The organism is Rhodocaloribacter sp. (assembly GCF_056451265.1).
Genome location: NZ_JBWOPL010000012.1, coordinates 1 through 15073, shown reverse-complemented (window position 1 = coordinate 15073; position 15073 = coordinate 1). Strand labels below are relative to the sequence as shown.

Below are 15073 nucleotides of genomic sequence, written 5' to 3'. Positions count from 1 at the left end.
CCGCGCCGCCTGCTCCGCCGCCTGCCGCAGCCCGATGGCGCCGCCGTTCGACTGCATCACGCGGCACGTCCCCGGCGGCCTTCCCTGCGCCGCCGCCCGCGCGCCGAGCGCCTCGTCGAGCCGCGCCAGATACCGCGCCACGAGCGGCTGCACGTATGCATTGATGACCGTCGTGGCGGTGCGCTCGTACTCGCGGTATTCGGGCAGGATCTCATGGCTGAGCGAGAGCATCACGCCGGGACATCGCGCCCGGATGATCTCGGCGGCGCGGCGCTCGTGCGCCGGGTTTCGGAAAGAGAAGAGGAAGACCACGGCGAGGCTCTCGATCTCCTCCACCGCCAGCCGTTCCGCGACACGTTCGACGGCCGTCTCATCGAGCGGGATGAGCGTCCGCCCGTGCGCGTCGAGCCGCTCGGGCGCTTCGAAGCGCCCTGCGGCGGGCACGAGCGGCGGCGGGCGACGCTGGCTGAGGCGATAAAGGTGCGGGCGGTTCTGCCGTCCGATGGCGAGCACGTCGGCGAAGCCCTCGGTGGTCAAAAGCGCCGTGCGCGCGCCGCGACGTTCGAGGAGCGCGTTCGTCGCCACCGTCGTGCCGTGGACCACGGCGGCGTCGCCCGCCACCCCGAGCGCGTCGAGTCCGTCCACGATGGCGCGGCTCTGATCCCGGGGCGTCGTCGGGCCTTTATGCACCGTCAGCCGCCCGCCGTCGAGCCACACGAAGTCGGTAAACGTTCCTCCCACGTCGATGCCGACGCGCTGCCGTCGTTCCTCGGTTTTTTTCGCCATAACTCCTTTGCCGGGCCTTTTTCCATGCGAACCACCGATATACGACATGCGCGGGGAAGGCGCAACGGCGATGCGTGAAAACACGGCGATCCCGTTCGGCCGGGTGAGACGTCACACGGGCACGCGTCCGCCGCAGACGAAGAAGTCGTCCTGTCGCCACGCGCAGTCCACATCGACGAAGCCGGCGCGCTCCATGGTTTTCATCTGCCGGAAGAGGCCGAGTGTGCCCGTGTGATCGCCGACGATGAGGTGTCCGCCGGGGGTGAGGCTCTCCCGGATGCCCTGAAGGAGCAGTTCGTACCGTCCTTCCGCCTCCGCGCCCTCGGCTTCGTGCCCGACGATCGCGTGCAGCGCCAGCGAGGCGATGACCACGTCGTACGGCCCGCCCGGCAGCGGCTCGCCGTCGGCCCGGACCGTCGCCTGAAGCGTCTCCGCATCGATGCGCAGTTCGTTCAGTTTGGCGTGCGCAAGGGCCAGCAGGTCCGGATCCTCGTCGAGCAGGGTGATGCGCGCCAGGGGATAGGCCGAGACGGCCGAAAGGGCGGCATTGCCCGTTCCGCAGGCCAGGTCGCACACGGCGGTATGCTCGTCGAGCGGCGGCAAAGCGGCCAGCATCTCCTCGAGCATGGGCATCACCAGCGGCATCCGGCGCTCCACGTGAAGGTCGTACCAGTACCCGTTTTTCCAGAAGCCGCTGCCTTCGCGCAAAAGGTTCTGACGCCAGTTCGGAGGGGTCATGCGTTCGTGTGGCCAGGTGCAAGCAAAGAGAAGGGAAAAGCGGCGCCGCTTCGAGCATCGAGCCGGGGACGCCGCTTCCGGTTGCACGCCGCCGCCCGGGTCAATGATCCGCCATGTTCGCGCGCCCGCGCGAGGGTTCCGCCTCAGGCGCGGCCCAGGCTGCGTTTGTAAATGCCGCTCCGGTTGACGTGCCCGACGTACCGCCCCAGCACGTGCACCTCCTCGAAGACACCCGGCCTGATGACGATCTCCGAATACTCGTCGTTGGCCGGTTCGAGGCGCAGCCCCTGCTCGTCGAAATAGACGCGTTTGAGGGACGTCTCCCCGTTATAGAGCACGGCGCCGATGCCGCCGTTGGGGATGTCGTCGTCGATGAGCAGCACGTAGTCGCCGTCGTTGATGTTGACCCCTTGCATCGACTGCCCGGAGACGCGGATGGCAAAGATGCGGTCGAGGTTCGGGAAGAGCGTCTCGAGCGTGATCGTGCCCAGGTTTTCCTCGACGGCCTCTTGCAACCGTCCCGCCGAGATGACGCCTTTGACCGGGATGCCGCGCGCTCCGTAGCCGGGCACCTTCTCCTCGACGAGCCGAAAGCCGTCCTTTTCACGGCGCAGATAGCCCTTTTTGTGCAAGGCCTGCAGGTTCTGCGTCACACTGTTGGGGGAGCGATACCCGAAATAGTCGACGATCTCGCGGTAGGTCGGCCAGACGCCGTGCTCCATCAGGTAGTCCTTCAGATAGATCAGAAAGGCGTGCTGCTTGCTCGTCAGTTGTCTCCGACTCATGCGACCGGCTGCTTATATGTTGCACATGTGATTCGGAGTATAACGCCGCCGCCGGGAAAAGGTCAAGCGACGGCGCGCGACAAACGTGAGAAAAGCAGGCGCATCACGGTCCCCGTTCACGGTCCCCGTTTTTCGAAGAGCTGCCCGGAGACTTTCTCGCTTCGATGCGGATAGGCGTCTTCGACGTGATACCGGAGGTAAGCTTCGACGAGGCGTTCCACCTCGCGCCGCACGCCGGGCTCCAGGCGCATCCGCATGACGGCGTCGAGGTCGGCGCGCGCGAAGACGGCGAAGGCCCGCAAGGCCGAACGGGAGGCGCGCCGTCCGCCGCCCGCCGTCTCGAGCGGGCGAACCGTGCCGGTGTCGAGCGTGAGCACGCCGCCCTCCTCCGTCAGCGCCTGCACGGCGTCCCGGTCGATGGCCGGCGCGAAGCCCAGCACGCTCGCCAGGCGGAGTTGAAAGTACGTCCACACGTTGGCCGGGCGGGCGGCGGCGGCATCGAGCCGTTCGAGCGCTTCCAGCGCCAGGTTGAACGCCGGCGGATGGCACTGCTCCTCCTGCATCAACGCCGAGAGCAGCTCCATCATCCGCAGCCCGAGCACGATCTTTTCCATCTCCCGTCCGATGCCGGAGAAGAGCCGCACGTGTGCGCTCTCGCGCAGCGTTTGCAGCCCGCGCGTCGGCTTGTGGTAGAAGACGACCTGGCTGTGGGACATGGGCTGCAGCGATGAGCCGAAACGGCTCCCGGGCAGACGCGCCCCCTTCGCCATCACCGAAAGTTTTCCCTTCTCGCGCGTCAGCAACGTGACGATCCGGCTGGTCTCGCCGTAATCCATGCTGCGGAGCACTACCGCGTCGGTTCGGATAATCATGGCATCGGGAAGTTCGACATAGCGTGCGTTCACCGCTCCGCCTTCATGCGTACGACGCGGCGCGCCAAAAGAATTGTGAAGAAAATTTAAAGGAGGTTATGTCTAACGGGGCCTTCGGGTTTTACTTCATGTCCGCGTTTCCTGCCCTTCTCTCAGACCCTTCCGACACCATGAAGTGGATGTATCGCCTCCAGCAGCGCATCGGCATCACCCGTCAAGAGAGCCTTTTCATTCTGACTTTTTCGCTCGTGCTTCTCTTCGGTCTCGCCGTCCGGTATCTCTACGCCCAGACGCCCCCTTCCGACTTTTACGCCGAGGCGGACCAGCGCTTCGAGGAAAGCGCGCGTCGCTTCCGGCAGGCCGAGCCGAGCAGCGTTTCCGACGACACGACCCGCGCCGGGCGGCGCGCGCCTGCCGTGGACGAGCGCCCCGTGCGCATGAACCTCAACCTCGCGACGGCCTCTCAGCTCGAGCGGCTGCCCCGCATCGGCCCGAAGATGGCGGCCCGGATCCTTGCGTACCGCCGGGCGCACGGACCGTTCGAGCGTGTGGCCGACCTCGTCCGGGTGCGCGGCATCGGCGAGAAAACGCTGGCCCGCCTCGAACCCCTGCTCTTCGTCGAGGATCAGCGGTAGCGCCGACCATCCGTGCGCCGCAAGCCCGGAAGCACCCGGGAGACCGGCGCGTCTTTTCCGCCGCCGCTTAATAGTGCCGCTCTATCCGTCGATCCTATCGGTATCCCCGGCCGCGCCGTTGGCTGCGGGCGGCTGTTCCCGGTAGCGACGGGCCAGCTCTTCCCGGGTCCATGATTGGCTCGCCCGCTCTTCCCGCTTGAGGAAGAGATAAACCGGCACAAGCAGAATCGCCGCCAGCGCCACAAAGCCGACGAACGTCAAAACAATAACCACGAAGTACTCATCCATGCCGCTGCACCCTGTCCATGTATAGAGACGGGTCCCGCCTTCACGGCACAGACCCGGCTCTGTCATACGTCCGGATCGGACAGGGGTTTTGATGGGCTCCGGCAACCGCCACCCGGCCGGAAAACGCAAGGGTACGAAACATGCCCCCCCGTGCACTGTTCTTAAAATTCAAGCGAGCAGTCTCCCGGGCAATCAGTTTTTAAAAGCTTTATATTGGGGACTTGCGAAGAACGATGAATCTGGGCCAAACCTTGAGTCGAATGCGCTTCCACATAGCCCGCCACCTGGGTTCGCGCACGAAGTGGATGCTCCTGACGCTCATGCTGCTGGTGATTGTGATCCCCAGTTCCTGGCTAGCCGTGCTGGACCTACGCACCAGCGACCGGCTCATCCGGGAAGTGGAACGCAGCATGCAACAGGACGCCATGCTTTTTGCCGAGCGCCTGCTGGAATACACCGAACAGATCCTCCGGGATCAGCAGCGTTTCACGGTTCGTGAGACGCACCTGAGCGACGCGGCTCCGCAGGCTTCTGCCGAACTTATGCGGCAGACCGTTATCCCTGCCGCCTTCGGACGCCTGACCGAAACCCTCCGCGCCGAACGCGGCAACATGTTTCCCGGCGGCATCATCAGCATCGAAGTGGTGACGCCGGACACGACGCTCGTGCTCAGCCGCATCACGCACAAGATGGCGGCCTCGCATGAGGAGGCCATCGACAGCTTCACCCGATCCTTCGACCTCGGCGGGCTCTATCCGGACTGGAACGTGCGCGTGGCCTGTTTCAACGAGGTGAAGGCGAAGCGCTGGCGGCGGTATCTGGCGAGTGTCATCCCCCTGCTCATCCTCATCGGCGGCGTCTTCTTCACCACCCGCATGGCGATGCGCGAGATGGAGTTGAGCCATGCCAAAACCACCTTCGTCTCGAACGTCTCGCACGAGTTGAAGACGCCCCTCGCCAAGATCCAGTTCTTCAACGAACTGCTGCGCAACCTGCCCGAAGGCGCCCGAGAAAAACAGCAGCGCTATCACCGGGTCATCGACCAGGAGTGCGAACGTCTGGCCATCCTCGTCGATAACGTGCTCGACTTCAATCGCATCGAGCGCGGTCAGATGTCGTACAAGTTTGCGCACGTGCCCATCGGAGAGGTGCTCACCGAAGTGACCGACACCTTCAACGTGCTCTACGGCGGGCGCGGCTATCACATCGACCTGCGGATGGACGGCCGCTTGCCCTCCATGTGGATCGACCCCGGGACAATCCGCCAGGCGCTGATCAACCTCCTCGACAACGCCGTCAAATACAGCGACCCGCACACGATCGAGGTCCACGCCGAGCGCACCACGCTCCGCGAGAAGCCCTTTCTCGCCATCTCGGTCAAGGACCGGGGCATCGGCATCCCTGCTCATCAGATCGAACTCATCTTCAGCGAATTTTACCGGGGCGAGAGCGGGTCTTCCCAGCGCGCCTCCGGCAGCGGACTCGGCCTGGCGCTCGTGCGGCACATCATCGAGGCGCACGACGGCCGCGTCGAGGTCGAAAGCCGCGAAGGTCTCGGATCGACGTTTACCATCTTTCTTCCCATTAAAAACAAGAAGGCCTCCCTCTTCCGCGCATGACCAGCCCCCCGGCGACGGCTCATGCGGCCTTCCGGTTTGTTTGACCGAACGAACGACACGATGGTGGAAATCAATTCCAAACGGATGCTCATCGTCGAAGACGACCCCGAGATGGGCATGGGGCTGGAGGACTTCTTCGGCATGCGGGGCTATCGCGTCACGCGGGCTTCGGACGGCGAGGAGGGGTTGCGGCTGATCAAGGCGCTGCCTTCCTTCGACATCGTGCTGATGGACATGATGCTTCCCAAACGGGACGGCTTCGAGGTCCTGCGCGAAGCCCGTAAGGCCGGCGTCGACTCGCCGGTGGTCATGCTCACTGCCAAAAACCGTGAGGAGGACAAGCTTCAGGGCTTCGATCTCGGCGCGGACGACTACGTCACCAAGCCCTTCAGCGCCGACGAGCTGGCCGCGCGCGTCCGCGCCGTGCTCAAACGCACCCAGCAGCCCTCCGAAGCGCCGATGGAGGTCTTCCGCTTCGGCGACGTCGAGGTCAATTTCAGCAACCACACGGCCTTCCGGGACGACGAGCCGCTGCGGTTCACGGCCCTCGAATACGACATCCTCAACTACCTCATCCAGCACCGGGGCCGCACCGTCAGCCGCAAACAGCTCCTGCGCGACGTCTGGCGCATCAGCACCGACATCACCACGCGCACCATCGACCGGCACGTAGCCTCCATCCGGAAAAAAATCGAGCCGGACCCGAACATGCCGCAGTACATCGAGACGGTCTACGGCATCGGGTACAAGTTCACCGGCTAGCCTTCGGGCCGGCGCGCTCCGTCGACGAACGACGGCTTCGCTGCTCCCTCGGCGGACGATCTCCGAGCGTCCCGACCTCACGCCCGTACCGCGCCCGGTACTGTTGAAGCATCTCCCACCGCGCCGTGACCACGGCGTCGCACAACCGGTCCATCGTCTGAATGGCCGCGTGATGGCCGGAAGCCTCCTCCACCGCCGCGCTCCGAAGTTCTTCGGCCAGCGCCAGGATGGCTTCGATACGCGCTTGAAGGGAAGATCCGGACGACGACGGCATACCACCTCTACCTTGCACAAGAGAACACCCGTCCGTTATCGTCTGCGGCGGCGGCGCAATAAAAGGGGATGACGACATTTATGTCTCGCTCCCCGCCGCTCCGGTATTCGACTTTTTCTCATCACCTCTGGCATCCTCGCCGCAAAGCGTTTACGTTTCGGCCCGACCCGCACACCAGCCGAACGGTTCCATGTCCAAAACCCTTGTGTTCACGTTGATTTTGCTCACGTCGCTCATCCACGACGGCGCCCACGCCCAGGAGGCCCGGCCCCGGTGGGAGCGGATGAACCAGATCCGCCGCGACAAATTCGACCTCGTCCTGCCCGAAGTGATGCGCGAGAACGGCATCGACATGTGGATCACGATGAACCGCGAAGGACACGACGATCCGCTGGCGTCCGACCTGGGAGGGGGCTACACGTCGAAGACCGGATATTACGTTTTCACGGATCGGGGCTCGGGGCGCATCGAGCGGGCCGTGCTCGGCATCGACGGATACCTGCTCGAACGGGGCGGCGCGTACGATCTCTTCCTCCCCGCCGACAGCCTTCGTGCCTTCGTGACGAAGCGGGATCCCCGGCGCATCGGCGTCAACGTCTCGCGCGCCATCGGAGCCGCCGACGGGCTTTCGCATTCGGGATATGAAGAGCTCGTCGAGACGCTCGGCGAGCCGTATGCGGCGCGGCTCGTTTCGGCGGAGAAACTCGTCTCCGACTTTCGGTCGCGACGGGTGGCGAGTGAGATCGCCGCCTTCGGAGAGGCGGGCGAGTGGTCGCGGCGGATCGCGGAGCGCGCCTTCTCCAACGAGATCATCACGCCCGGCGTGACGACGCTCGAAGACGTGGCGTGGTGGATGAAAGAACAGCTTTTCGAACACGGCTTCGGATCCTCCTTCGGCATGCCGTCCGTGTACGTCACCGGGCCGGACGGCATCGAAGCCGTCTCCACCGACCGCATCATCCGGCGCGGCGACCTGCTGATGATCGACTGGGGCGTGTGCCTGATGAACCTGTGCACCGACATGAAACGCATCGCCTACGTGCTCCGCGAGGGTGAGGCCGAAGCCCCCGAAGGTCTCCGCAACGCCTTCGAGCAGGCCATACGCGCCCGCGCCGTGATCCGCGACACGATCCGGCCGGGACGCACCGCCGCCGAGACGGAAGACGCGATCTATGCGGCCCTCGAAGCGGCGGACTTTCGACGGATGGAGACCTTCAATCAACCGAGCGAAGGTCCACAGACGGACGTGATCATCGGCTGTCATTCGGTGGGCAACACCGGCCACGGCATCGGGCCCTCCATCGCCTTCTTCAACCCGGTGCGCCTGACCTATGAACTGAAACCCACCAACCTGCTCTCCATCGAACTCTTCGCCTATACGCCCGTGCCCGAGTGGGGCGGCCGGAAGGCCCGCATCCCGCTCGAAGACGACGCCGTCGTCACCGAACGGGGCATCGAATGGCTCTACCCGGTGAACCGGCGCATCTTGCTCATCAAATAGCCCGGGGCGGCTCCCCCCGCGAGCGCGCGTATGCTCCCCGCCTTATTCCGATCAGGCTATCTCCATATTTACCACATCCTTGTCCCGACCTGATTGCCGGACCGGCCCCTTCGTTCGGGCACGCGCCCCGACGAATCCCGTCCGCCCAAACGCGCCGTTCGCTCAGGCTGCTGCCTGCGCCTTGAGCGCCTTGAGCGCCTTGAGCTTTCGCTGAGCCTCGATGAACTGTTCGAGCGCGTGGCCGAGGTAAGCGTTCACCTCGTCGACGTAGCCGTCGGCGGAGGCGGACCAGACACGGTTGAGGTAGCGCTCGCCGCCGGCGAAGTGCGCCATCACGTCGGCGTAGGCCTGAAGGCCGAAGAGGTGGCTGATCGTTTCCCGCGCCTCGACGAACGTGTCAAGGTCGTCGAGGAGGCGCTCGTCGATGAGCGGACCCACGTCGTACGGATTGAGGTGGTCCTTCTCGGCATTGAGCGCCGTCAGTTTAGCGACGAGATTGTCCAGGCTCTGCTCGATGAGCGCGATGTTCTCCGCCGCCCGCGTGTCGCTCCGGGCGTGTGTCCGTGCGTCCACCCGCACCAGCGCCACGCCCGCGAAACCCGCCGCCACGGCGAGGCCCCAGTACGTCCACATCACCGTCGTCGTGTCGATCACCGACAGATACGCGCCCGCCAGAAAACCGAGGCTGATGAGGGCAAGACCTATCTTTTTCATGGTTCTATCTCCATTTTCGGTTTGCGAAGCGGGGCGTTATCCTCCGAAGACCTGCATCAGCGCATAGCCTACCCCCACGAGCGCCTCGCCCACGATGAGGCCCGCCGCCACGGGGATGCCCACGTCTTCGCTGAAACGATGTCCTTTCCTCCGGTCCACAAGGAGGCGGGTGGCCGTGCCGAGGCTGTACGTGAGCACGATGTTGAACGGCAGGTAGAAGCCGAGGCCTACGAGGATGCCCAGCCCGCCGATGCCGCTGGCGCTCAGGAGCGCGCCCAGCCCCGCGCCCGCCGCGTACTTTTCGACGGGCACGTCGCCGCCGAGGATGCCCTGGATGACGCCGGCGAGCGCCGTACCCTGCGGCGCGGGCAGTTCGGCGCTTCCGATGCCCTTGGCCTGATCGAGCACGACGATGAGCGCCATCACGATGATCGGCCCGAGCCAGCTCCCGAGGAACTGTCCGATCTGCTGTTTGCGCGGGCTCGCCCCGACGAGATAGCCCGTCTTGAGATCGAGCATGAGGTCGGTGGCCTGCGCCATGGCCACGCACGCCGCCGCCCCCACCACCACCGACGAGATGATCGCCGCGCTGTCGCTGAGGCCGCTCGCGATGAAGATGAGGATGGTGATGGCGATGAGCGTCATCCCGCTCAAGGGCGACCAGTTCGTCCGCCCGATGCACTCCGAGAGGATGACGCCCGCCATCCAGATCCAGACCGTGCCGAGAAGCGCCATGAGCAGCCCACGCCCGATGCCCATCTCCGAGGTGGACATCACCGCGATGACGAACAGCAGCACCGCCGCGCCGCCGATGGCCCCATACAGGAGCTTGATCGGCATCTCGTCTTTCGAGAGGGACGTCTGCATCCGCGCCGCATCCTGCATGCTCCGCACCGCCCCGACAATGAGCGGGAAAGCCAGCACGATGCCCGCGATGGCCCCGCCGATGAGCATCCCGATGCCGACGGGCCGGAAGAGCAGACCGCGAAGCTGATTCGGATCCGTGATCGCCTGACCGGCGGCATCGACCGGCAGGAGGCCCTGCGCCGAGAGGATCGGCGCGAGGATCCAGTAGCATACGAAGCCGCCGATGATGAAGAAGAAGCCGCCCCGCCCGGCGATGTACGCCACGCCGAAGGTGAGCAGGGAGACGTACCAGATGCCGTTCATGTACTCGGGCATCCCGAGGAGCGACCCGAGGTCCCAGTTCGTGAAGCCGGTCGCGAGCGAGACCGCTTGCACGAGGCCGCTGAGCGCCAGCCCGCCGAGCATGAGCATGGACTTGCGCATCCCCGCGCCGGGCGACTTCAGGATGGCCGCCACGGCTACGCCGCCGGGAAACGTCAACCGCTCGAAGTCGATGAACTGCTTCCGGAGCGGGATGATGAACGCGATGCCGAGGATGGCCCCGGCAATGCATCCGAAGACCATCAGCGTATAACTGAAGTCCGTCTCGCCCAGGATGAAGAGCGCAGGCACGGAGAACATCATCCCCGCCGACGCCCCGTTGACGCCGCTCGCGATCGTCTGGTTGATGTTGTTCTCGACGATGCTGTTGCGCCGCATGACGCCCCGGAGGATGCCGAAGCCGAGGATGGCCGCCAGCTCCGACCCCTCGATGGAGAAGCCGAGGATCAGGCTCGCATAGCCGATGCTCACGGCGATGATGGCCCCGAGGAAATAGCCCACCAGAATGGCGGGCAGGGAGAGTTCCGGATAGGGGCCCCGACGAATGACCCGTTTCTCTCTGGCAACGTGCGCGCTCACAATACGCCCTCCGTGTCTTGGTGGCAAAATCGAGACGATGCGCCGGAACGAAACGGGAACGCCACGCCTCGCGTCTCCGGCGACGAACGCACGGAATTTCCTGTTTTTCAGAACCGATGTCCAATGCTTCCGAAAAAAGGGGGATGCGTGCCGGAGGTTGGACGAGCGGCGGGAGAAGGACGAGCCCCGTGACGGCGAGCAATCGCGAACCCTGAGACGGCGAACATCGCGCGCCCATTGACCCGACCGCATCCGGCGTGTACTTTACGCCGAGCGAGCGACGCGGCTGTCCCTCACCGCACCCGCGCTGCGTCCTCCGGACCTCCCTCTCATCCCAAGGCAGTTTATCCTATGCGTACGATCCTCTCCCGCGTGCGCCGACACGGCTTCGTGGTCCTTCTCCTCGGACTCTTTGCCCTGCCCGCGCAGGCCCAACAAATCGACACCACCAGACTCGCCGGCATGCAGGCCCGCGCCATCGGGCCGGCAGGCATGAGCGGCCGCGTCACGGCCATCGACGCCGTCGTGAGCAATCCCGACATCATCTACACCGGCGCCGCCTCGGGCGGACTGTGGAAATCCACCGACGGCGGCGACACGTGGACGCCCATCTTCGACGACCAGCCCGTGACCTCCATCGGCGCCGTCGCCATCTATCAGAAAAACCCCGACATCATCTACGTGGGCACGGGTGAGGGCAACCCGCGCAACAGCCAGGCCGCCGGCAACGGCGTCTATAAAAGCATCGACGGCGGCCACTCGTGGACCCACCTCGGCCTCGACGACTCGCGGAACATCCACCGCATCCTCATCCACCCGGACAACCCGGACGTCGTCTACGTGGGCGCGCAGGGGCCGGCATGGGGCGAGACGGAGGTGCGCGGCGTCTTCAAGTCGACCGACGGCGGGCAGACGTGGACGAAGATCCTCTATGCCAACGAGCGCACCGGCATCGGCGACCTCGTGATGGACCCGGTGAACCCGAACAAACTCATCGCCGCCATGTGGGAATTCCGCCGGTGGCCGTGGTTCTTCAAGTCCGGCGGCGAAGGCTCCGGCCTTTTCGTCACGTTCGACGGCGGCGAGACGTGGACGAAGCGTACGAGCGAGGACGGCCTGCCCGAGGGCGAACTCGGGCGCATCGGCCTTGCCATCGCCCGGAGCAACCCGAACGTGGTCTATGCCCTCGTCGAGTCGAAGAAGAATGCCCTCTACCGCTCCGACGACGGCGGCTTCACTTTCCGCAAGATCAACGACAAGAGCCAGATCAGCAACCGCCCCTTCTATTACAACGACATCTTCGTCGACCCCGTGAACGAGAACCGCGTCTATCACGTGGCCTCGACCGTCTCGGTGAGCGAGGACGGGGGGAAAGAGTTCAAACGCATCCTCCGGGGCGTCCATCCCGATCATCACGCGTGGTGGATCGATCCGAACGACCCGACGCTCATCTATGAGGGCAACGACGGCGGCATGAACATCTCGCGCGACCGCGCCGAGACGTGGCGCTTCGTCGAAAACCTGCCGCTGGGGCAGTTTTACCACATCAACGTGGACATGGAGACGCCGTACAACGTCTATGGCGGGCTTCAGGACAACGGCTCGTGGCGCGGCCCGAGCCAGGTCTGGCGCGCCGGCGGCATCCGCAATGCATACTGGGAAGAAGTAGCCTTCGGCGACGGCTTCGACGTCGTCCCCGATCCCACCGACGCGAACATCGGCTATGCCATGAGCCAGGGCGGCAACCTCCGCCGGTACGACTTCACGACGGGCTTTCAGAAGAACATCAAGCCGGTTCATCCCGAAGGCGTGGCGCTCCGTTTCAACTGGAACGCGGGCATCGCCATCGATCCCTTCGATCCCGCGACGATCTATTACGGCAGCCAGTTCGTCCACAAAAGCACCAACCGGGGCGACTCGTGGCAGATCATCTCGCCCGATCTGACGACGAACGATCCCGAGAAGCAGCGACAGCTCGAGAGCGGCGGCCTGACGTACGACGTGACGCAGGCGGAAAACTTCACCACGATCCTGACCATCGCGCCGAGCCCCGTCGAGCGCGGCGTGATCTGGGTAGGCACGGACGACGGCAACGTGCAGCTCACGCGCGATGGCGGCGGGACGTGGACGAACGTGGCGGCGAACATCCGGGGCGTGCCCGAGGGCACGTGGGCGCCGCACATCGAGGCGTCGAAGCACAACCCCGGCGAGGCGTTCGTCGTCTTCGACGATCACCGCCGCAACAACTGGACGCCGTACGTCTATCGCACGCGCGACTACGGGCGCACGTGGGACCGCATCGTGGATGAGAACGACGTGTGGGGCTATGCGCTCGTCCTCGAACAGGACCCCGTCGCGCCGAACCTCCTCTTCGTCGGGACCGAGTTCGGCCTGTACTTCTCCATCGACGGCGGCGCCACGTGGACGAAGTGGACGCACGGCCTCCCCACCGCCTCCACGATGGATCTCGTCGTCCACCCGCGCGAGCATGACCTCGTCATCGGCACCTTCGGACGGGCCGTCTTCATCCTCGACGACATCCGCCCGCTCCGGGCCCTGGCGCAGGAAGGCGCGGCTCTGCTCGACCGCCCGGTCTATGCCTTCGACGCGCCGGACGCCTATCAGGCCGTCTACCGACAGGCTGCCGGCACCCGCTTCGCCGCCGACGCGATGTTCGCCGGCGAGAACCGCCCCCGCGGCGCGATGCTCTCGTATGTGGTCAACCCCGAGAAGCGCGCGCCCGAAGCCGAGGCCGCCGAAGGCGAGGACAGGGCTCCTTCGGACGAACGCGCAGGCGGAGGCAAAAAGAAGAAGGACCGGGTCACGATCGAGATCCTCGACGAGACGGGCGCCGTCATCCGAACGATCAAGGGTCCGGCAAAGCCCGGCGTCAACCGAGCCCTGTGGGATCTGACGCAGAAAGGCGTACGGCTCAACTTCGGCTTCCGGGGTCCGGAGCCGCCGCGCCGCGACGCGCCCGAGCCGGCCGGCATGCCCGTGCTCCCCGGCACGTACACCGCTCGCATCACCCACGCCGGCCATGCCGACTCGACGACGGTGACGGTGAAGATGGACCCGCGCGTCACATATCGTCTGGAGGACCTCATGGCCCGGCGCGCGCTCATGAAGCGCTGGGAGGACGCCGCCCGCGTCGCCGGGAAGGCGCTCGAGCGCATGCGCAAGGCCAGAGAGCAGACCGAGACCGTCGGCAAGCTCCTCACCGACCGGGACGACGACGCGGCGAAAGCGCTGAAGAAACAGGGCAAGGCGATTCAGGATTCGCTCAAGACCCTGAACGAACGCTTCACCGGCAAGCAGGTGCAGGGCATCCGCCGCGATCCCTCGACGGTGATGGCGCGGCTGTTCAACGCCCGCTCGTACCTCAACGGCTTCGATGCGCCCGGCCCGAGCGAACGCGTCGCTCTCGAACAGGCTGAAGCCGCCCTCCGCGACGCCCTCGCCGAGGTCAACCGCTTCTTCGCCGAAGACTGGGCCGCTTACCGACAGGCCGTGGAGACCGCCGAGGTCACGCTCGTCGCGCCGTACGAACCCCTCCGGCTCGACGAGAACTGAGCCGCTCCCGCGCGCACCGTGTCATCCAGGCCCGGCGGACGACCCCGTTCGCCGGGCCTTTTTGCTTCGCGGAAAGACGCGAGGCGCGGGTGGGTGAATGGAGAGTTGGGGGGATAGGTGTTTGCCGGATGAACCGCCGGTAGACGGGCGGGATGTCACGTCTGGGTGCATGGCGAATGACCTTGACGAGACGAACACCGTGAACCCTGTATCTGACTCGAAATACGCGACATCCGAAGGGGCATTACGGATGGGATAGCGCACGCCTTCCTTCCGCTCTACCTTGTAAAAAAAAAGACCATCCGTTTCAGGAATAATTACCCTCATGTTGACGCGATTTTTCGGACTGCTTTTCCTCCTCATTCTCATCTCCCCGAATTCCGGCGCGCGCCCAGACGACCGGCGCGTGCGAGCGGGGCGAGGCCACTGCCGACCTCGACGTCGCCAGCGTCCGCGCCCGCCTCTTTAACAATGGCGGCTTCTTCTGGAAAGGCGGCGACCCCGTCTACAACGTGCCCAAAGCTCCGGAAGGCAACCCCATCACCCCGAACGCCATCTTCGCCGCCGGGATCTGGCTCGGCGGCCTGACGCCTTCGGGCGAACTCCGCATGGCTGCCGCCGACTACGCCCGCTGGGAGTTCTGGCCCGGCCCGCTCGACGACGACGGCAACCCGCCCGAGGACTGCGCCGCCTTCGACCGCATCTTCAAGGTCAGCGATGAGGACCTCCGCGCCTTCGACCGCGACGGCACGCTCACCG

At 65.3% G+C, this 15073-nt stretch carries 14 protein-coding genes; 6 read left to right on the top strand and 8 right to left on the bottom strand.

All coding sequences use genetic code 11. From position 1 onward, the window contains the following. From AC1HIY_RS01240 to recO, 4 genes are all read right to left on the bottom strand, one after another. A partial coding sequence (locus AC1HIY_RS01240) for a hydantoinase/oxoprolinase N-terminal domain-containing protein (RefSeq protein ID WP_479574881.1) occupies positions 1-786 on the bottom strand: 786 nt, incomplete at its 3' end. A gap of 111 nt (positions 787-897) precedes the next feature. Beyond that, positions 898-1524: a class I SAM-dependent methyltransferase gene (locus AC1HIY_RS01235; RefSeq protein WP_479574880.1), complete on the bottom strand. Its 627-nt coding sequence runs from the start codon at positions 1522-1524 to the stop codon at positions 898-900. A 143-nt stretch (positions 1525-1667) separates the two neighbouring features. Continuing rightward, positions 1668-2309 carry a LexA family protein gene (locus tag AC1HIY_RS01230; protein ID WP_479574879.1) on the bottom strand — a complete coding sequence of 214 codons (642 nt, stop codon included), beginning with the start codon at positions 2307-2309 and terminating at the stop codon, positions 1668-1670. A 116-nt stretch (positions 2310-2425) separates the two neighbouring features. Beyond that, a complete protein-coding gene (gene recO, locus AC1HIY_RS01225) occupies positions 2426-3181 on the bottom strand; it encodes a DNA repair protein RecO (RefSeq protein WP_479574878.1) in 756 nt (251 codons plus the stop codon). A 170-nt stretch (positions 3182-3351) separates the two neighbouring features. Here recO and AC1HIY_RS01220 point away from each other — a divergent pair, with 170 nt between their 5' ends. Beyond that, a complete protein-coding gene (locus AC1HIY_RS01220; RefSeq protein ID WP_479574877.1) occupies positions 3352-3816 on the top strand; it encodes a ComEA family DNA-binding protein in 465 nt (154 codons plus the stop codon). An 81-nt stretch (positions 3817-3897) separates the two neighbouring features. On the opposite strand, the gene AC1HIY_RS01215 is transcribed toward AC1HIY_RS01220, so the two are convergent. Next, entirely contained in the window at positions 3898-4104 is a 207-nt protein-coding gene (locus AC1HIY_RS01215; protein ID WP_456425204.1) for a hypothetical protein, read from the bottom strand. A 260-nt stretch (positions 4105-4364) separates the two neighbouring features. Between AC1HIY_RS01215 and AC1HIY_RS01210 the strand changes: the two genes are divergently transcribed. Both AC1HIY_RS01210 and AC1HIY_RS01205 read left to right on the top strand, forming a co-directional pair. Then, entirely contained in the window at positions 4365-5723 is a 1359-nt protein-coding gene (locus tag AC1HIY_RS01210) for a sensor histidine kinase (protein WP_479574876.1), read from the top strand. Between the two features lie 63 nt (positions 5724-5786). Beyond that, complete coding sequence (locus tag AC1HIY_RS01205; protein ID WP_479574875.1) at positions 5787-6485, top strand: response regulator transcription factor; 699 nt, start codon at positions 5787-5789, stop codon at positions 6483-6485. Here the strand turns inward: AC1HIY_RS01205 and AC1HIY_RS01200 are convergent. Continuing rightward, positions 6475-6759 carry a hypothetical protein gene (locus AC1HIY_RS01200; protein ID WP_479574874.1) on the bottom strand — a complete coding sequence of 95 codons (285 nt, stop codon included), beginning with the start codon at positions 6757-6759 and terminating at the stop codon, positions 6475-6477. The genes AC1HIY_RS01205 and AC1HIY_RS01200 overlap by 11 nt on opposite strands. Before the next feature lie 190 nt (positions 6760-6949). On the opposite strand from AC1HIY_RS01200, the gene AC1HIY_RS01195 reads away from it, so the two are divergent. Then, entirely contained in the window at positions 6950-8260 is a 1311-nt protein-coding gene (locus AC1HIY_RS01195; RefSeq protein ID WP_479574873.1) for a M24 family metallopeptidase, read from the top strand. A gap of 162 nt (positions 8261-8422) precedes the next feature. On the opposite strand, the gene AC1HIY_RS01190 is transcribed toward AC1HIY_RS01195, so the two are convergent. Continuing rightward, a complete protein-coding gene (locus AC1HIY_RS01190; RefSeq protein WP_479574872.1) occupies positions 8423-8974 on the bottom strand; it encodes a hypothetical protein in 552 nt (183 codons plus the stop codon). Positions 8975-9010: 36 nt separating this feature from the next. Further along, positions 9011-10741, bottom strand: coding sequence for an OPT family oligopeptide transporter (locus AC1HIY_RS01185; RefSeq protein ID WP_479574871.1), 1731 nt, complete (start codon positions 10739-10741; stop codon positions 9011-9013). 351 nt (positions 10742-11092) lie between these two features. Between AC1HIY_RS01185 and AC1HIY_RS01180 the strand changes: the two genes are divergently transcribed. Both AC1HIY_RS01180 and AC1HIY_RS01175 read left to right on the top strand, forming a co-directional pair. Further along, complete coding sequence (locus AC1HIY_RS01180; protein WP_479574870.1) at positions 11093-14314, top strand: WD40/YVTN/BNR-like repeat-containing protein; 3222 nt, start codon at positions 11093-11095, stop codon at positions 14312-14314. Positions 14315-14826: 512 nt separating this feature from the next. Next, a partial coding sequence (locus tag AC1HIY_RS01175; RefSeq protein WP_479574869.1) for a hypothetical protein occupies positions 14827-15073 on the top strand: 247 nt, incomplete at its 3' end.